Source organism: Butyrivibrio sp. AC2005 (assembly GCF_000424145.1).
Taxonomy (GTDB): domain Bacteria; phylum Bacillota; class Clostridia; order Lachnospirales; family Lachnospiraceae; genus Butyrivibrio.
The window spans coordinates 67,016-86,391 of record NZ_AUJI01000013.1 but is presented as its reverse complement, the minus strand read 5'-3'; the positions used below and the strand labels follow the sequence as shown (position 1 = coordinate 86,391).

The following is a 19,376-nucleotide window of genomic DNA, read 5'->3' as shown; positions in this document are numbered from 1 at the left end:
TTGGTTCCTGTTAACAACAACGAAGTTATCATAATTGTTTCCACTGTTCCATAGGCTGTAAGACTTAATGAACACATACATAAAAAATGACCGAAACATATCAAACAGATTTTTTAAAAGTGTTCGATATATCTCGGTCATTGTGTTTCCTACCGTTTTTTATTTAAAAAGATTACTGGGCAAAATAGTTATCTATTCCATTTGCAATACCTACAGCCATTTTCTTCTGTATCTCAGGATTTGCCATATTGGCATCATCTGTAGGATTGGACATATATCCCATCTCAATAATAGTTGATGGAACATTAGCCCAGTTAATACCCGTCATGGTATCCGTCTCCCAAACGCTTTGCTTTTTGAAGCCTGTAGCTGAGCAATAAGCGCTAAGAACGCAGTCTGAAAGCTTTCTTGACTGGGAGTAATACGCTGCGTTATAGGGATTTGATGAGGTCTGGCAGATTGTCATAGCTCCATTAACTGAAGTGTCGTCTGATCCGTTTGCATGAATTCTGATAAAAACTTCTGCCCCTGCGTTGTTTGCAATCTGGGCACGGTCAACATTACTCAGGCTTACATCATTTGATTCTCTTGTCATAATTACAGTATATCCGCGATTAACAAGCTCATCACGCAGTAGCAGTCCAATTGTAAGATTCAGCTGATACTCCGTAAGTCCTGAAGTCTTGCCTGATGTTCCTCCGGTAACCTTAGCCTTCATATTAGAAGACCCCGGGCCGTTAGGCTCTTTTTCAGACATTCCCTTTGACTGGTGTCCCGGATCTATTACAACCAGATGTCCGCCTGTCTGAGGAGTTGCTGCGGTAGCCTGCACCTCAGTCTGTTCCGTATTCTCAGAAGCAGACATTTCCTTAATCTCATTGACTTTTACCTGGATTAAGTCATCAGTACTTCCCATATCCTTTATTACGTATTGCCCATTTTCATTAACTATATAAAAGGATATTGTTATTCCTGATTTTGTTATCATTTCCATATTGCAATGTATTGCTTTACTGCCCTGATAATCTTCTATAGAAGCCTCATAGACATTTCGTTCCTCGGATGTTGCTTCTTTTGTCCAATAGTTACTGATAAAATCATTATCTGTCAAAAGAGTAGCTGAATATCCTGCCTTCTTTACATCGAAGCTAATATGGCCATCCTCTGAAGGTACGCCATAGTCAACCATAAGCGCTGTGCTTCCTACTTCGTCAGTCTTTTCAAAGGGAAGTTCAGCTTCTTTGTAACTCTTGCCTGCGCTGTCATACTCATAGACGAGCATATTCCCAAAAGCCCATGGATCGGTGCTGGTGTCATAGGAAAGTGTAAATAGTACATCCTTTTCGCCATCGCCATTCAGGTCATCCATCTGAATGTGCGGAAAGCCGGTCTCCCAGACTCCGTCAATTTCCAGTTTGTTGCCATTTCCAAATTCGATAACATAATCTGCCGTCTGAGGTTCCTCGTGATGAGTACGATAAAGCCTGTCTGTGGTACCATCTTTGTCAAAATCCTTATCAGTGAAATCATCACACCATGTATATTCCTTGCATTCATCAACATATCCATTGTATGACCACAAAACAAATGGCGAGGTTTCTATATTTTCATCACTCGTAGTTTCCTCGGTATTTGGTTCTGCATCTGATTCTTCATCAGTATCTGCAGTATCATCTGTGGTATCTTCTGCACTTTCTTCAATACTATTATCGTCTTCCGCAGATTCTGCATCCTGGCTTTCTACAGTTGTAGCATCCTCGGTTTCTTCAGACGAAGCTTCTGTTGTTTCAGAAGTTTCTGCAGCTTCTTCTGTAGAGTTTTCAGTTCTTTCTTCTGTAGATATGGATTCTTCTGTCACAGAACTTTCTGTTGTTTTACCTGCAACATTACTACCACATGCACTTAAGGTAAGTGCAAGAGCAAGCATCATACTAGCTATGCTTTTCTTTTTCATATTTCGCACTCCTCTCTCACCCTCATCCTCATCCGTCAGCTTCGCTGACACCTGTCTTCGCTCCGCTTCGGTCCGCGCAAAGCCGACGTCCCCTGGACGTCGTGCGCCCCATAGGGGGGAAGGCTTTAAATAAATTCACCAATAAATTTAAATAATCTATGCTAAGTAATTTTAATTACTCAGACATCCTCTATCTTAATAAGATTCGTATTACCTGACTCTCCGTTGGTTACGCCGCCTGTGATAACAATCTTGTCACCTTCCTTGAGATCGAAGGTCTCGATAGCCACTTTCTTGGCGCTGTAGAAAAGTACATCTGTTGATGGAAATACATCACACATCTTGGGTGTAACAGCCCAGGAAAGTGAGAGCCATCTCCAGGTCTTCTCATTAGTTGTAAGACCGATGATATCTACAGGTGAACGGAATCTTGAAACCATTCTCGCTGTACGTCCGGATAAAGTGCAGGCAACAATAGCCTTGGCATCAAGGTCAATAGCCATTCCGCAGGTTGCATGAGAAATTGCATCCACATCATTTTTTATAATGAAATCATAGTTGTAGAAGCGCTTGTTGTAGTGAATGTTCTGCTCTGTTGTCTCTGCAATCTTTGCCATTGTTTCAACAGCCTGTACAGGATACTGTCCTGCAGCTGTCTCTCCTGAAAGCATGATAGCGCTTGTTCCGTCATAAACAGCATTAGCTACGTCAGAGGTCTCTGCTCTTGTTGGTCTGGGATTATGGATCATTGACTCGAGCATCTCTGTTGCTGTAATAACACGCTTTCCAAGCATACGGCACTTTGTGATAAGATCCTTCTGGATTGCAGGAAGCTGCTCAAAAGGAACCTCTACACCCATATCTCCACGGGCAACCATAATACCATCGCACTCTGTACAGATGTCTTCAATATTGTCATAACCTGACTGGTTCTCAATTTTTGCAATAAGCTGAACCTTATCATTTCCGTTATGAGCCTTAAGGAACTCATGAACGTCAACCAGATCCTGCTTGACTGAAACAAAGGAACATGCGATGAAATCCACATCATTTTCAACACCGAAAAGAATATCAGACTTGTCCTGCTCTTACAGGTAAACCTGCTTAATATGCTTTCCGGGGAAGCTCATGCTCTTTTTATCGGAAAGCTCACCACCGGTAACTATCTCTGTTTCGATCCTTGTACCATCTGTGCTGAGTACTCTGAACTCTAAAAGAGCATTGTTCAGAAGAATTCTGTCGCCCTTATAAAGCTCCTTGGCAAGATTCTTGTAGCTTACTGAAACAATAGTGTCATCTCCCTTGATATCTTCAGTAGTAAAGGTAAACTTTTTTCCTGCCTCAAGAGTAACCTTGCCATTTTTAAAGGTGCCTATGCGATACTCAGGGCCTTTGGTATCAAGAAGTATAGCTATAGGAAGTCCGAGTTCTTTTCTTATCTTCTTTATCCTTTTAATTCTGGCAAGCTGCTCCTCATGATCTCCGTGTGAAAAGTTAAGTCTTGCAACATTCATACCTGCTTTGCAAAGTGCTGCAATCATCTCCTCTGATTCACTTGCGGGTCCAATTGTACAAACGATCTTAGTTTTTCTCATTAAAAATCTCCTCTTTGATTTTTTACTTTTGCAAACTTCCCAGTCCGCAATAATGCCTTTTTATATTACTTACCGCCTATTAGTTTGTTGGCAGTATGATAACCGCTTTTAGAAACACATCTCTGGATTTCTTCGAATTTCTTATTGTCCTTTACATACACCTTGTAATTTCTTGGCCCGTCGAGTTCGACTAAAAGCCTGTTTTCTCCGGCCCTTCCTATTGTAAGATTCCATTTATCATCATTGTGATCAAAATTCAAATTGATTTCTTCTGTAACTTCAGGAGTCCCTACTGTAAAGTACCCCTTTGTAGAATAAATGATTGCATACAGGGCCCCAAGATTATCTGAATCTATCCTGAGATTCCCCTCATCACTTTCTCTTACACATATATCTGCCTCATTGCAAAGAACAAACATATCAACCTTAAATTCTCTAAGAGTGTTCGATGTGCTTAATATGAAGATCAAAAAAGCCACAAGAATAGCACATGCCACCCCAAATACAACTGCAAATACAACCCCAAAATTCATTCTTTTTTTCATACTTGTTCCCTCCGGTAAATATTATTCCAGCTATTTATGTGCAATTTGTAAGCACACAAGAAATGATTGTAACACAAATATAGTAACATATGGAAACGTTTTAACTATATGATTATTTAATAAGCATTGATATTCCATATAATACAGGCTGATGTAGCATATATATTAAAAGTGAATGCCTGCCAATCCATGACAGCGGCTTAATATTTATATGAAATACACCTTTTTCAAAATGCTTTTCCAATACTCCATATGCAAAATAGCCTGCTATGAACAGGAATATCCATGGCATCAATGAAAAATAATCTGAGGAATAAAAGCCATCCTGCATAAATCCAAGATAGGTAAGAAATGAATTGTTCATACCCTCTGCACCTATACCATACAGAGAAACAGGAAGCGTCACTTTTGTAATCAACAGATTAAGCATTCCAAAGTTTATTGATTTTGTTATACCAAACAACAGGATACTTACTATACATCCCCAAAACGGATCTACAATAAAGGTTCTATCATCAGGATTATCTTCTGCTTTTTTATTGAAAAGCTTATTAATAATAAGTCTTATCAATCCCAAAATAATCAACGCTGAACCAAGAAATGTCAAAACCCCAAAATATACAGGTGCCTCAGGAACAAACATTTCCGTTATAAGAGTAATTATTATGCCACACAGAAAAACAATAGCTCCGTTTCTAATGGGGCTTCTTGCAAAATGCATACAGAATCCTGCAATAAGTATAAAAGACCAGCATATGCTCTGTTGCCACAGGTATGATCCAAAGGTTCCATACCAGGACATTTCGAAGCCCTTTAAATACTTTAAATCCCAGCAAAAATGGTATAAAACCATACTTATTATGGTAATTCCCCTGATTACATCTATTGTCTCAAGTCGTGCTTTTTTCATATAAACAGTAATCCTCCATTAATCCCCACTTTCTTCATACTTATCTCACAAAGACTAGTTTACCATATCTCATCCATTCTTATGATAAATTAATCCAAAAACAGCCCCGGGGCATATATATTCAGCTCCAACCGATTCTACGCGAAGCGTAACGAGGTTGGGGATGAATATATATACCTCGGGGCATCCTTTTTTTCAATTACATAGCCTGTATTGCTTTTTTAGGACATTTCTCTGCGCACAAGCCGCAGTGTGTACATTTATCCTGGTCAATTGTGGCAACATTGTTCTCTACGGTGATAGCACCTGAAGGACAATTCTTTTCACAGATGTGGCAGGCAATACATCCAACCTTACAATACTTGTTTACTGCCTGACCCATATCCTGAGACTTGCAGCGAACTGACTCTGTCGCATCATAAGGAATAAGATCAATAAGATGTCTGGGACAGATGTTAATACACTGGCCACAGGCCTTACATGCTTCCTTATCAACAACTGCTATTCCATTTACGATATGTATAGCATCAAACTGACAAACGCCTACACAACTTCCTCCACCGAGGCATCCGAATGTGCAGGTCTTTGGTCCGGAACCCGGAACCTGGTTGATCACGCGGCAGTCATCTGCACCTACGTATTCATATCTCTGCGTAGCCTTTTCACAATCACCTCCACAGTGAACATAGGCCACCATACGTTTAGCATCTCCTGCATCTACTCCCATAATTCCTGATATTACTGCTGCTACCGGAGGTCCTCCGACAGGACACTGACTTACCGGAGCCTCCCCTTTAGCAATTGCGGCAGCACATCCTGAGCATCCCGGAAATCCGCATCCACCGCAGTTATTTCCCGGAAGTGCTTCCAATATAGCTTGTTCTTTCTCATCAACATCTACATGCAGCTTCATGTCGGCTACGCCTAGGATTATTCCAATAAGAATTCCGACGCCGGCTACCACTGCCGTAGCAATGAGTACACCACTAATCATAATTGTCTCCTTTTTATTTCCCCTCATCCGCCCTTCGGGCACCTGTCTACGCTCCGCTTCGGTCCGCGCAAAGCCGACGTCCCCCGGACGTCGTGCGCCCCCAAGGAGAAGGCAGGAAATATATCTTTTAAAATCTTTATAACAACTACTATCTAAGTGCTGAAAATCCTGTAAACGCAATTGCCATAAGTGCTGAAGCAAGAAGTACAGTAGGCATTCCTCTGAAAGGCTTGGGAATATCATTAAACTGAATCTTCTCACGAATACCGGCAAGAATTACGATGGCAATTGTAAAGCCGACTGCTGTTGCAAAACCGCATATTGTACTCTCTAAAATACTATAGCCGTTTGTTACGTTGTTGAGAGCAACACCAAGAACTGCACAATTTGTTGTAATAAGCGGAAGGTAAACACCAAGTGACTGATAAAGTGATACAACAAACTTTTTAAGGAACATCTCAACGAACTGAACCAACATTGCAATAACCATGATGAACACGATTGTCTGCAAGAATGACAGGTCAAGTGGTGAAAGAATGAATTTGTAAATCACATTTGTAACAAGGGATGCGAGTGATATTACGAATACACACGCCATACCCATCCCAAAAGCCGTCTCTGTTTTTCTTGAAACACCAAGAAAAGGACAAAGTCCAAGGAACTGGCTAAGTACTACGTTATTAACAAGAGAGGCTGTAATCATGATGGACAAAAGTCCTATTATTGTATTTGTCATTTCTTATCCTCCTCTCCGGGTGTAATAACTTCCTTTATTTCTTCTGTATTTTTTTCCACAGGAACAGGTTCTTTTTCAGGAACCTTTATATCCGAAGGTTTAATAGTTTCAGTCTTTGTTTCAAGAGCTGCCTTTTCCTTTGCAAGAAGCTCGTCCTTAACCTTATGCGGATCCTTGATCTCAACATCACTGCAGCATCCGCCTACGCCAAACTTGGAAGTATCCTTGCCCTTCTTTTCCATATTAAACTTAACCTGATTCATGATTGCAATCAGTACTGCAAGTACGATAAATGCACCGGCCTGCTGAATGAAAATACGAATCGGCTGATACTGGCTAAAGAAATAACCCACAGGTCCGGGAACTACGGAACCCTCTCCGAATATCTGAACGTCGAACATTGTGCCGCCGCCGATGAGCTCACGGAAAAGTCCGATAATAGTGATTGCACAGGTAAAGCCAAGTCCCATTCCTATTCCATCAAAGAAGGAAGGAATAAGGTCATGCTTTGATGCATAAGCCTCGGCTCTTCCGAAGATAATACAGTTAACTACTATCAGCGGAATATAAACACCAAGAGCCTGATACATTACCGGAACATAAGCCTGCATAACAAGTTGAACCAGTGTAACGAAGGATGCGATTACAACAATAAATGCAGGAATACGTACAGTATCCGGAATCACTTTTCTAAGAAGTGATATAACCGCATTACTAAGTGCCAAAACAAAGGTTGTTGCAAGTCCCATTGTAACACCGTTGATTGCTGAGGTTGTAACAGCCAGTGTAGGACACATACCGATCATAAGAACCAGTGTCGGATTCTCAACTATAAGTCCGTTCAGGAAACGCTCCATGGGGGTGTCCTGTTTGAAGCCTAAAGCTCCTTTATTCTCTTCACTCATATGAACACCTCCTTAACCTGCAAAAGCAGCCTGGAAATAAGCAACTGCTGCATTAACGCCATATGTAACTGCCTTTGAAGTGATAGTAGCACCTGAAATAGCCTCTATCTCACTGTCTGAAGAAGCAGCATTTTTAGTTACAGAAAACTGACCCGCAGGCTTTCCTGCAAACTGAGGAACAAGAACCTTCTCGGCATTCATACCAAGACCGGGTGTCTCGTTTATGGAAATAAGTGATATACCATTAACCTTGGATTCATTGGATATACCAACTGTAAATACTATCTTGTCTCCATATCCGCCGCTTGATACCTGAATAACATATCCAAGTCCGTTCCCGGAGCCATCAACAGCTTTCTTAGCACTGAGAATATCGATTTTGCTGTAATCAGCTCCGCTAAGAACAGAAGCTTTTACAGATTCATCAATATCAACATCTTCAAAATCAGCTGCATCAGGGAAAACTGCCTGATTAGCCTTTATCTGAGCAAGCTCCTCCTGGTAGGCAATGGGTTCCTTTGTAACCTGATAAACAAAGCCAAGGGAAACACCTGCCACAAGAGTAATTATGAAAAGGATGAGTGCATTTTTCAGCATAGTTTTTACATCTGTCATGCTTTTTTCTCCTCCTTCTTTTCTACGGGTCTGATACCGAACGCTCTCGGAATTGTGTACTTCTCAATAAGCGGAACGATAAGATTGCCGATTATGATCGCATAGGATACACCCTCTGCAGATACGCCGAACACGCGGAAAATTCCGGTGAGGACGCCAAGGAAAACACCATAAATGTACTTACCCTTTGTTGTAATTGGACTTGTTACGTAATCGGTTGCCATAAAGAATGCACCAAGCATAAGTCCGCCACCTGCAAGCTGTGCAGAAATATATGCACCGTTAAGTCCGTGTCCTCCAAAGAGGATTATGAAAATAACGAAGGAAACAATATAAGTTCCAGGTATTTTCAGATCAATGATTCCCAGCATGATAAGAATGCATGCACCAATAACTATGGCAATCATTGAAGTCTCACCGATTGTTCCGGGAATCTTACCGATGATCATATCAATCACGGTAACCTCCTCTCCTGCCTTAAGTGCAGCAAGAGGTGTTGCTGACGTATATGTATCGGTAACAAAGTTAGTCATAAGTGCCGGGAATGATATAAGCAGGAAGCATCTTGCACCAAGAGCCGGGTTCATGAAGTTCTGACCGAGACCTCCGAAAAGCATCTTAACGACAAGAATTGCAAATATTCCACCGATAATTGGAAGCCACCACGGTACTGTGCAGGGAAGGTTCATTCCGAGCAACAGTCCTGTAACAACCGCTGAAAAATCACCTATGGTTATCTTTTTATTTAATATCTTTTCATAACAAAACTCGGTAGCTACTGTTGAAAATACAGATAATAAAAGTATTATCAGCGCATCTATTCCGAAGTTATAAATTCCAAATCCTGCAGCCGGAAGAAGTGCAATGACTACCCACATCATAATGTTAGAGGTTGTCACACCGGACCGAACATGCGGATTTGACGAAACTTTCATCATATCGCTCATTGTCTTTTCCTTTCTGATATAGTCCTTTACTTCTTCCTCTTTCCGAGTTGAATCTTACGCATACCTTTTATGAGCTGTGTAAGCTGTCTTCTGGCAGGACAGATATAGCTGCAGCATCCGCATTCGCAGCATTCCATTCCATACTCTGCAAGGAATTTTTCTTCCTGTCCATTTTCAACATCATCCGCAAGGTTCTTGGGAATGAGTCTCTCGGGGCAAACCTCTACGCATTTAGCACAGTTAATGCAAGCGCTGGGCTCAATTGCTGAAACCGCATCTTCTGTAAGACAAGTTAACGCTGATGCTGTCTTGGTTGTCGGAACATCAAGATCAAATAGCGCAAAGCCCATCATTGGTCCGCCTGATATGATCTTGGCAGGTGCCTTAACAAATCCGCCTGCATCATCCAGAAGCTCTCTGTAGTTGGTTCCGATTCTTACTTTGTAGTTTCTGGGATCAGCAACTGCATCACCTGTAATGGTAACGATTCTCTCCATGAGAGGACGTCCCTCTGTTACGGCTCTGCTTACGGCGCAAAGAGTATCTACGTTGTCAACTATGCAGCCTGCATCAGCAGGAAGCATGGAAGAATTGATTTCTCTTTTTGTGCAGGCATATATAAGCATACGCTCAGCACCTTCAGGATACTTTGTCTGAAGTGCCTTGACCATGATCTTATCATCATCTTTTGTGAGCTCGCGGAACTTTGCTATACAATCAGGTTTGTTATCCTCAATCGCCAAAATTCCTCTTGCGTTGGGGAATAATGAAACCGCAATTCTAAGACCACTAAGAAGGAGCTCCGGTTCCTCAACCATACGACGATAGTCACTGGTAAGGTAAGGCTCACATTCTGAGCAGTTCGCGATTACATATTCAATTTTCTCAGGTTCCTTTGGAGATAATTTGACAGCGGTAGGGAATCCTGCTCCTCCCATTCCGACTACTCCGGCTTCTCTGATAAGGTCAATTTTTTCCTGAGTTGTAAGTTCATCAAGAGGCTTAGTCGGAAGCATTTCGCCCTCCTCGTAAAGGCCGTCATTCTCGACAATTATACTGTCGCACATACCGCCATTTGCGAGTCTTCTCTTTTCAATCCCCTTAACGGTTCCGGATACTGTTGCATAGATTGGTGCTGAGACAAATCCCCCCGCTTCAGCAATCTTCTGTCCCACAAGCACATGATCGCCTTTTTGAACAATAGGCTTTGCAGGTGCTCCGATATGTTGAGATACCGGATAGACAAGATCACCCTTCGGCAGGACTTCTTTGATGGGTTTATCCTTAGAAAGCTCTTTACCTTCATAAGGATGAACTCCCCCCACAAAAGTTAATTTAGCCATTTCCTACCCTTTCTTTTTTTTGCCTCGAAGGCAGAATTATGTTCAGAATAAAATTATTAAAATGGAATTGTAAAAAAGATTTTCCCCATAAGAATAATTATTCTAAACGAATAATAAATTTATTCTATTATACTACATAAATTCTTTAATAGTCAGATTTTAATAAGAATTATCCTCATTTATTTTCAATATATCTGTGATACAATAAAAATGTTTGTAGATTATATAGAATTATTTAAATTTCGTGGGGTTTTCTGATATGAAAATTATGGATGAAGTAATAAATGCTACAGCTGATAGCTATCCTATCAGCCGAATCTGCGATAAGCCTGAAGATATTTTATTTCTTGACATAGAAACTACCGGTCTTTCTCCCAAAAACAGTACTATTTATCTGATAGGATGCGCTTTTTATAAAAATGGTACCTGGAATCTCAAGCAGTTCTTTGCAGACAGACGTGGTGATGAAGAAGAACTTGTCCGAGCATTTATCACATTCTCAAAAGAGTATAAGGTTCTGATTCACTTTAACGGAAATCGTTTCGATCTTCCCTTTATTCAGTTTAAGTGTGACAGATTTCATATAGAGAACTCTTTGGAAAAGATGAACTCCATAGACATATACAAACTTATAGCGCCTTATAAAAATATACTTGGAGTGCCTGACTGCAAACAAAAAACAATAGAGCTTTTTCTTGGCATTGACAGACAGGACATTTACTCCGGTGGAGAACTGATACGTGTTTACAAGGATTATCTTATAGAGCCTGACGAAGACAACTATAAAATTCTATTACTGCATAACGCTGATGATGTTCGCGGTATGTTTGCGCTACTTCCTGCTCTTTATTATCATGACTTTTTCAGTATGATCACAGGTCAGAAGGTAATTATTTTCAAGACGGATGCTCCTGTATACCCTCAGGTTCGTACAGGATTTTTAGTGGATGAAGTTTCGGATAATGAAAATCCGGATGCTGTAATTGATCTTCCTATTCGTGCGATGAAGGTACAGGCAAACTATTATAACGATATTGATGGCAGGCAAAAGCAAGAGATTCTTATGAAAGTATCTCTTCCCGATATACTTCCCTCTTCAATTGGAGGAACCGCTGACGAATGTTATTTTAAAGCCGAGGGTGATACTGCAACCCTGCGCATTCCGCTTATTGAGACTGAACTCAAATATTTCTACAGCAATTATAAGGACTACTATTATCTACCGGCTGAGGATCAGGCTCTGCATAAGTCAGTTGCTCAGTTTGTGGATAAAACTCACAGAGTACAGGCTACCGCTGCTAACTGTTACACAAGAAAACCCGGGCAGTATTTAATGCAATGGGATTCAGTTTTTACACCTGTTTTCAAAAAGGAATACGGTGATAAAAAGCTCTACTTTGAATTAACCGATAAGTTAAAGCAAAGCAGAGCTGCTATGAGTCTATATGCTGTTCATGTGCTGGCGCATATTATTGAGAGGGCTTAGCTTTTTATTCCTTACGCTAGAGCTTGCTGAATGTCAGCTATAAGGTCTTCCTTATCCTCAAGGCCACAGGAGATTCTGATAAGGCCTGCAGGTATTCCGGCTGCTTCAAGCTGCTCATCTGTCATCTGACGATGAGTTGAGGTTGCCGGATTAAGACAGCAGGTTCTCGCATCTGCAACATGGGTTTCAATTGCACAAAGCTTCAGTTTGCCCATAAATTCTTCGGCTGCTTTTCTGCCACCTTCTATTTCAAAGGATACAACACCACATCCGCCATTTCCCATATACTTCATTGCTGTGTCATAAAAAGCATCACTCTTAAGTCCGGGATAATTTACCTTTACAACCTTCGGATGCTTTTCAAGGAACTCAGCTACTGCTGTTCCATTCTCAACATGACGTGGCATACGTACGTGAAGAGATTCAAGTCCAAGGTTAAGATAAAATGCATTCTGAGGAGACTGTATGCTTCCAAGATCTCTCATAAGCTGTGAAGTTGCTTTTGTTATGAATGCACCCTCTTTTCCGAATTTTTCAGCATAAACTATTCCGTGGTAGGAATCATCGGGCTGTGTAAGTCCGGGGAATTTATCAGCATGTGCCATCCAGTCAAACTTACCGGAATCAACAATTGCTCCGCCTACAGCTGCACCATGTCCATCCATGTATTTTGTTGTGGAATGGGTAACTATATCTGCCCCCCATTCAATAGGCCTGCAGTTTACAGGTGTAGGGAAGGTATTGTCTACAATAAGCGGAACGCCATGTGCATGAGCTGCCTTGGCAAATTTTTCAATATCAAGAACTGTAAGTGCTGGATTAGCTATTGTCTCACCGAATACTGCCTTGGTATTATCCTGAAATGCTGCATTAAGTTCTTCCTCTGAACAATCAGGAGCCACGAAGGTTGTGGTAATACCCATCTTAGCCATGGTTACTGCCATAAGATTAAAGGTTCCACCATAGATTGATGCGGAAGAAACAATATGATCACCTGCTTCGCAGATATTGAAAAGTGCAAAAAAATTGGCTGCCTGTCCGGAGGATGTAAGCATTGCTGCTGTGCCTCCCTCAAGCTCTGCTATTTTTGCAGCCACATAATCATTAGTGGGATTCTGAAGTCTGGTATAGAAATAACCTGATGCTTCAAGATCAAAAAGCTTTCCCATATCACTGCTTGTATCATATTTAAAAGTAGTAGACTGAACTATGGGAATCTGTCTGGGTTCACCGTTACCAGGCGTATAGCCACCCTGAACACATTTAGTGTTGATCTTATAATTTTTCATACAACTCTCCTCTCGTGTAGATATTATTTTAATGGTTAAAGTGTCTTACCTCCTCTGATCCAGAATATCAGTGATAAGATACACAAAACTATAGATGCCACAATAAGCAATGCTTCTATCAGAAGCGGAATCTTCCATTTAAGATGAAGTCCCTTTAGAACTTCCTTAAAGCTGCCTTCAACCGGTTTATCCGGCCATGAAATTATAAGTATGGCACCTATAATGCCACTTAATGTCAGGGTTGTTGCCCCAATCAGAATAAGTTTGTCCAGCATGGCATCACCTCTATATTATTAGCCTACATTAAAAACTCATTCAAGTGTTTTTTTTACATACCTCTACATCCTTATTCTATATTGGGATTTATTCAAGTACCATTAAAACAATATAAAAATATAATTAAGCAACTGTTGCATGAAGAGTTTTTCTGACAGAGCCCGTACCTTCCACTAGAGCTGCAAAATAGTCGACTACTTTATCAAGCAAACCTGCCTTTTCAAGATCAACTCCAAAAATTGTCTCATCCTTAAGAAGCGGAAGAACCTTAGCTTTCAGAGATTCCTTATCTTTATTATCGCCAAGCTTTATGTCCTTTACATATTCCTGACATTTTGCAAGAAGCGGATCGGGACTTAGCTCGAAAGTCTGTCCATTGTCATCTACTCCCATCAGATATCTTAGCCATCCCGCAAATACAAGCGGAATACACTTTAAATCCTTTACATCAAGGCTATCGGATTTCATATATGCCTTAATTGTCTCACCAAATCTTATCGGTAGCTTTTGTGAAGTATCGCAGGCAATTCTCTGAGGTGTATCCGGCATAAATTTATTTGGTATTCTTACATTTACAACTGTATCAATAAAGGCCTGTGGCTTGATAACACCGGGATCTGTAACTACAGGAAGTCCTTCAACATAGCCAACCTGCTTAACAAGCTTTATCAGATCCTCATCCTTCATTTCTTCGGAAATTTTGTCAAAGCCAAGAATGCATCCGTATACCGCAAGGGATGTATGAAGAGGATTAAGGCATGTGCAGACCTTCATTCTCTCAACCTTATCTACAGTTTCCTTTGTTGTAAAGATAACTCCGACCTTTTCCAAAGCAGGACGTCCGTTAGGGAATTTATCTTCAATTACGAGATATTCACTTTCCTCGGCGTTTACAAAAGGCGCAACCCAGGTATTCTTGCTTGTTACAACAGCTTCAAGTTCCTCAACGCCATCACCCTTCAGAATGTCGTTAACAGAATCATCCGGTCTGGGTGTAATCTTATCAATCATAGACCAGGGGAAGGATACCTTACTTTCATCCTCAACATAGCCAAGGAAATCCTTATCAGCCTTTCCGTTCTTCACCCAATTCTCAGCAAAAGCATGGATAGCTTCATAAAGCTTATCTCCATTGTGTGAACAGTTATCTGTACTTACCATAGCTATGGGCTTTTTGCCTGAAGCATATCTCTCATACAGAAGTGCTGCTACTTTACCTATATAGCTCTGAGGTTTCGCAGGACCTTCTTCAAAATCTGCCGCCACGGCAGGAAGTGTTTCACCTGCAGCATTTGTAAGGCAATATCCTTTCTCAGTAATTGTAAAGGTTGCAAGCTTAAGAGACTCTGCTCTAAAAATCTCTTTTAATCTTCCGAATTCTTTTTCGTTTTCGGAATCGAGTATGCAGGACTCAGCTATGCTCTCGATGACCGTTTTATCTACAGAGCCATCAGCCTTAAGTGTTACAAGAATTGACAGATTGTCGTGAGGTCTGTACATTTTCTCAATTATCTCGTAATCAAAGCCTTCTACTACTGTAATACCCTTGGTGTTATAGCCCTGCTCCAGCATTCTTTGAGCCAGATTTGCCTGAAAGGCTCTGAAAATATTGCCGGCTCCAAAATGAACCCACTCGGGTGCGGCAATGGTTTCTTCTATCATTTTTGCTCTGTCGAAGGAAGGAAGGATGTAACCTTTGTCCTTCCAGGCAGTATCTGTTTTTATGCTTGATGAATTTAGTTTCATTTTTTTTTCTCCTGATTTGTTTATCCCCTCATCCGGCGCTTCGCGCCACCTGTCTACGCTCCGCTTCGGTCTGCGCAGAGCAATCGTCCCCCGGACGATTTGCGCCCCCGGTGGGGGAAGGCTTTTTTTGTTTTCGCCTTTCTCTACATCTCCAAAAGAAGATTTATTAGTTATATAATCACAGTCCGCGCTGATGAGATTTTTCAATTGCTTCCCAAAGTCCGTTTATATATGTAGCGCCGAGGGCTCTGTCATAGAGGCCATACCCTGGCATTGCTACTTCTCCCCAGATCATTCTTCCGTGGTCAGGGCGGATAGGGCCGTCAAAGCCGGTCTCATAAAGTGCCTTGACAATTTCATACATATCGAAGGTACCATCTGATGAAAGATGTGCAGCCTCTTCAAAGTTTGTTGGTGAGATAAACTTAAGGTTACGAACATGTGCAAAATGTATTCTGCCCTCAAGTGCTCTTATCATGTGTGGAAGGTCATTCTCAAGGCTTGTACCGTATGAGCCAGAACAGAAGGTAACTCCGTTATGCACATCGTCTACAGCCTTCATAAGCTTTAGGATGTTCTTTTCATTGTTTATGATTCTGGGAAGTCCGAATACACTCCATGCAGGATCATCAGGATGAATAGCCATCTTAATATCATATTTGTTACATACAGGCATGATTGCCTTTAGGAAATAAACAATATTTTCAAAGAGCTTATCCTCGTCAATGCCCTTATATAATTCAAAAAGCTCTTTTACATGAGCCATTCTCTCAGGTTCCCATCCGGGCATTACTGCACCGTTTGTTTCGCCGGAAATGGATTCAAACATTTTTTCAGGATTAATGGCATCAACTGCTTCCTGAGTATATGCAAGAACTGTTGAACCGTCTTCTCTCTTTCTTGCAAGTTCTGTTCTGGTCCAGTCAAACACAGGCATGAAGTTGTAACATACCATGTGAATATCTTCCTTACCCAAATTTTCAAGTGTTTTGATATAGTTATCTATATGCTTATCTCTGTCAGCGGTTGCTGCCTTGATTGCATCTGAAACGTTTACTGATTCGATACCGGATATCTCCAGTCCTGCATCTTCAACCTCTTTCTTAAGAGCCTGTATCTCGCTCTGCTCCCAAAGTTCACCTGCCTGTTTATTATAAAGAGTAGTAATTACCCCATGTACTCCCGGAATCTGTCTGATCTGCCAGAGCTTGACCGTATCGTAATTTGTGCCATACCAGCGTAATGTCATTTCCATAAAAATTCTTACCTCCAAATAAATGTCTTGTTCTTATGTATATAGCTTACTTTTTTGCCTATTTGTTTAGAATAGAATTACTTGTTGCCATGTTTGCAAAAATTGTCCTATAATATTTTTCATGAAAAACAAACTCAGATCATCATTTAATACAAGACAATATATGCTATCCTCAGACTTTGAGGTGTTCTATTATTCGGACAGAAATTTTAAGACTCTGAATCCCCATTCCCACGATTACTATGAATTCTATTTGTTTATCGAGGGCGATATCACCATGGAGATTTTCAGATCAAATGGTGAATCGCAGCTCCACAAAATGTCTTCAGGAGACCTTATGATTGTTCCACCCGGAACCAGTCACCATGCCATAATGAACGACCCGACGCAAAACTACAGACGTTTTGTATTCTGGATAAGTAAAGAATGCTGTAAAAGTCTGATGCAGGAATCAGTCGACTACATGTATCTCATACAAAAGGCAGAGGCATTTCACAAATATATCTATTCTCTTTCACCTGCAGAATATCATCAGGTGGAATATAGATTTCTGCGTCTTTTGGAGGAAATATCTTCAGACAGATATGGCAGCAGCACAGCAAGGCATCTGTGTCTCTGTGATCTGATACTCACCATTAACCGCGTGATCTATGACAATGAGCATATAGATGCAAAATCCGATGAAGTGTCACTATTTCAAAACATCCTCTCTTACGTCGAAAGTAATCTTGATAGCTCACTTTCCCTTGACGAAATTGCAGGTCAGTTTTTTGTAAGTAAATATTATGTTTCACACCTTTTCAAGGATACTCTTGGTATCTCTCTGCATCAGTACATAATAAAAAAACGCCTTGCCGAATGCCAGAGCGCCATAACAAATGGCGAAAGCATCAGCAAGACGTATGAACGTTTTGGTTTTAGGGATTATTCCAGCTTCTTTAAGGCTTTCAAAAAAGAATACGGAATATCTCCAAAGGAATATCAGACTCTGTATTCACATTAGAGTTTTATCCTCTGATTTCTTTTACTTTCTTTACAGCCTCTCTGGTCATTTCCTCAATTTTATCAAAATCTCCGGCCTTGATGAGATCACCCTTTACCATCCAGCTGCCACCGCAGCAGGCAATTCTGTCATAGGAAAGATAATCTGACATATTATTTGTATTAATTCCACCTGTAGGCATAAACTTAACTTCCGTATAGGGTGCAGCCATAGCCTTGATCATGGCAAGTCCGCCTGCCTGTTCTGCAGGGAAGAATTTAAGAACCTTCAGGCCTCTCTTTATTCCCCATGCAGCCTCTGAAGGTGTGGCAACTCCTGGAAGAACAGGGTACCCTTTCTCAATACAGTAATCCACAACCTCCGGATCAAAGCCGGGGCTTACTATGAATTTTGCACCTGCCGCAATTGCGTCATCTACCTGCTTTGTTGAGAGCACTGTTCCTGCTCCAACTAGCATTTCAGGGAAATTCTCTGTCATGATTTTAATGGCATCTGCAGCGGCTGCTGTACGGAAGGTAACCTCCGCACACTTAAGACCGCCCTTTACAAGCGCCTCAGCAAGTGGCTTTGCATCCTCTACTCTGTCTATTACTACTACAGGAACAACTCCGTATGCGGAGAGTTCTTCTATTATGTTAGTCATCTGCTTTAACCTCTTTTCTTTTTTATCTCTGTACTCTGGCACCGGCGCCGCCCATAATAGCTTCAACTTCACTCTTGTCAGCCATGGTTGTATCGCCGGGTGTTGTCATGGCAAGTGCTCCGTGAGCTGCACCATAATTTACGGCAAGCTCTGCATCACCTGTTGTCATCAGTCCATAGATAAGTCCTGATGCGAAAGAATCACCACCTCCGACACGATCCATTATCTCGAGTCCCTTGTAATCCTTAGCCTTGTAAATTTCACCATCTGCAAAGCAAAGTGCACTCCAGTCATTAACTGTTGCTGTTTTAACCTCTCTTAAGGTTGTGGCAACTGCCTTGAAATTAGGATAGGTCTTTACAACCTCTCTGATCATTTTCTTGTAGCCTTCAATATCAAGCTTTGCAAGATTTTCATCGTTACCCTCTATTTCAAAACCGAGGCAAGCAGTGAAATCCTCCTCGTTTCCTATCATTACGTCAACGTACTTTGCAATTTCCTTATTGACCTCCTGTGCTTTTACCTTACCGCCAATAGCACTCCACATGGAAGGTCTGTAGTTTAAGTCATAGGAAATAACTGTTCCGTATTTTCTTGCAGTCTTAATAACCTCAATTACTGTCTCACTTGACTGCTCTGAAAGTGCTGCATAAATTCCACCTGTATGAAGCCACTTAACGCCAAGCTCGCCAAATAATCTATCCAGGTCGAAGTCTTCTGGCTTAGCCTTGGAAATTGCTGTGTTAGCTCTGTCTGAACATCCCTTTGCTCCTCTTATACCGAAGCCTCTCTCAGTAAAATTCAGACCATTTCTGCATTCTCTGCCAATTCCGTCAGTCTTCATCCATTTAATAAAGGATGTATCAACACCGCCCTGAAGAATAAAATCCTCCATAAGCTTACCTACTTCATTATCAGCAAAGGCTGTAAGGACCGCTGTTTTCATGCCGAAGCATCTTCTAAGTCCGCGGATTACATTGTACTCTCCGCCACCTTCCCAGGCAGTAAAATGTCTTGCAGTTCTAATTCTTCCTTCGCCGGGATCAAGTCTCAGCATTACTTCACCAAGTGATACTGCATCGTATGCGCAGTCTTGTCTTAAATTTAATTCCATGTCTTTTTCTCCTTAAATAT

Annotated in this window: 17 protein-coding genes and 1 pseudogene; 2 read left to right on the top strand and 16 right to left on the bottom strand. The window is 41.2% G+C overall.

What is annotated here, in order from left to right; all coding sequences use genetic code 11:
• Window positions 1-172 precede the first annotated feature (172 nt).
• The 10 genes and pseudogenes from G602_RS31320 to rsxC all read right to left on the bottom strand — a co-directional run bounded on the left by G602_RS31320 (window position 173) and on the right by rsxC (window position 10,544).
• Window positions 173-2,005, bottom strand: coding sequence for an N-acetylmuramoyl-L-alanine amidase family protein (locus G602_RS31320; RefSeq protein ID WP_049945054.1), 1,833 nt, complete (start codon window positions 2,003-2,005; stop codon window positions 173-175).
• 128 nt (window positions 2,006-2,133) lie between these two features.
• Window positions 2,134-3,549, bottom strand: a pseudogene (gene pyk, locus G602_RS25180) (pyruvate kinase).
• A 65-nt stretch (window positions 3,550-3,614) separates the two neighbouring features.
• Window positions 3,615-4,094 carry a hypothetical protein gene (locus G602_RS0104560; protein ID WP_026657899.1) on the bottom strand — a complete coding sequence of 160 codons (480 nt, stop codon included), beginning with the start codon at window positions 4,092-4,094 and terminating at the stop codon, window positions 3,615-3,617.
• Between the two features lie 112 nt (window positions 4,095-4,206).
• Window positions 4,207-5,004: a heparan-alpha-glucosaminide N-acetyltransferase gene (locus G602_RS0104555; protein ID WP_026657898.1), complete on the bottom strand. Its 798-nt coding sequence runs from the start codon at window positions 5,002-5,004 to the stop codon at window positions 4,207-4,209.
• 199 nt (window positions 5,005-5,203) lie between these two features.
• Complete coding sequence (locus G602_RS0104550; protein WP_026657897.1) at window positions 5,204-6,001, bottom strand: RnfABCDGE type electron transport complex subunit B; 798 nt, start codon at window positions 5,999-6,001, stop codon at window positions 5,204-5,206.
• Between the two features lie 145 nt (window positions 6,002-6,146).
• Entirely contained in the window at window positions 6,147-6,734 is a 588-nt protein-coding gene (locus G602_RS0104545) for an RnfABCDGE type electron transport complex subunit A (protein ID WP_026657896.1), read from the bottom strand.
• Complete coding sequence (rsxE, locus tag G602_RS25175; RefSeq protein ID WP_330369029.1) at window positions 6,731-7,639, bottom strand: electron transport complex subunit RsxE; 909 nt, start codon at window positions 7,637-7,639, stop codon at window positions 6,731-6,733. Before rsxE ends, G602_RS0104545 begins: the two co-directional genes overlap by 4 nt.
• 12 nt (window positions 7,640-7,651) lie before the next feature.
• The gene (locus G602_RS0104535) at window positions 7,652-8,254 is read right to left on the bottom strand and encodes an RnfABCDGE type electron transport complex subunit G (protein WP_026657895.1); all 603 of its coding nucleotides are present in this window, start codon (window positions 8,252-8,254) and stop codon (window positions 7,652-7,654) included.
• Window positions 8,251-9,201 carry an RnfABCDGE type electron transport complex subunit D gene (locus G602_RS0104530; protein WP_026657894.1) on the bottom strand — a complete coding sequence of 317 codons (951 nt, stop codon included), beginning with the start codon at window positions 9,199-9,201 and terminating at the stop codon, window positions 8,251-8,253. Before G602_RS0104530 ends, G602_RS0104535 begins: the two co-directional genes overlap by 4 nt.
• Window positions 9,202-9,227: 26 nt before the next feature.
• Window positions 9,228-10,544 carry an electron transport complex subunit RsxC gene (rsxC, locus tag G602_RS0104525; protein ID WP_026657892.1) on the bottom strand — a complete coding sequence of 439 codons (1,317 nt, stop codon included), beginning with the start codon at window positions 10,542-10,544 and terminating at the stop codon, window positions 9,228-9,230.
• A 259-nt stretch (window positions 10,545-10,803) separates the two neighbouring features.
• On the opposite strand from rsxC, the gene G602_RS0104520 reads away from it, so the two are divergent.
• Entirely contained in the window at window positions 10,804-12,030 is a 1,227-nt protein-coding gene (locus tag G602_RS0104520; protein WP_044931033.1) for a ribonuclease H-like domain-containing protein, read from the top strand.
• Between the two features lie 11 nt (window positions 12,031-12,041).
• Here the strand turns inward: G602_RS0104520 and G602_RS0104515 are convergent, their stop codons facing one another.
• The 4 genes from G602_RS0104515 to uxuA all read right to left on the bottom strand — a co-directional run bounded on the left by G602_RS0104515 (window position 12,042) and on the right by uxuA (window position 16,596).
• Window positions 12,042-13,319 carry an O-acetylhomoserine aminocarboxypropyltransferase/cysteine synthase family protein gene (locus G602_RS0104515; protein WP_026657890.1) on the bottom strand — a complete coding sequence of 426 codons (1,278 nt, stop codon included), beginning with the start codon at window positions 13,317-13,319 and terminating at the stop codon, window positions 12,042-12,044.
• A gap of 35 nt (window positions 13,320-13,354) precedes the next feature.
• Entirely contained in the window at window positions 13,355-13,594 is a 240-nt protein-coding gene (locus tag G602_RS0104510; protein WP_026657889.1) for a hypothetical protein, read from the bottom strand.
• 124 nt (window positions 13,595-13,718) lie between these two features.
• On the bottom strand, window positions 13,719-15,341 hold the full coding sequence (locus G602_RS0104505) for a mannitol dehydrogenase family protein (RefSeq protein WP_026657888.1): 1,623 nt from the start codon (window positions 15,339-15,341) through the stop codon (window positions 13,719-13,721).
• Window positions 15,342-15,519: 178 nt separating this feature from the next.
• Window positions 15,520-16,596 carry a mannonate dehydratase gene (uxuA, locus tag G602_RS0104500; RefSeq protein ID WP_026657886.1) on the bottom strand — a complete coding sequence of 359 codons (1,077 nt, stop codon included), beginning with the start codon at window positions 16,594-16,596 and terminating at the stop codon, window positions 15,520-15,522.
• A 121-nt stretch (window positions 16,597-16,717) separates the two neighbouring features.
• Here uxuA and G602_RS0104495 point away from each other — a divergent pair, with 121 nt between their 5' ends.
• Window positions 16,718-17,599: an AraC family transcriptional regulator gene (locus tag G602_RS0104495; RefSeq protein WP_026657885.1), complete on the top strand. Its 882-nt coding sequence runs from the start codon at window positions 16,718-16,720 to the stop codon at window positions 17,597-17,599.
• Window positions 17,600-17,603: 4 nt separating this feature from the next.
• On the opposite strand, the gene G602_RS0104490 is transcribed toward G602_RS0104495, so the two are convergent.
• On the bottom strand, window positions 17,604-18,242 hold the full coding sequence (locus G602_RS0104490) for a bifunctional 4-hydroxy-2-oxoglutarate aldolase/2-dehydro-3-deoxy-phosphogluconate aldolase (protein ID WP_026657884.1): 639 nt from the start codon (window positions 18,240-18,242) through the stop codon (window positions 17,604-17,606).
• Between the two features lie 22 nt (window positions 18,243-18,264).
• Window positions 18,265-19,356: a sugar kinase gene (locus G602_RS0104485; RefSeq protein WP_026657883.1), complete on the bottom strand. Its 1,092-nt coding sequence runs from the start codon at window positions 19,354-19,356 to the stop codon at window positions 18,265-18,267.
• Window positions 19,357-19,376 lie beyond the last annotated feature (20 nt).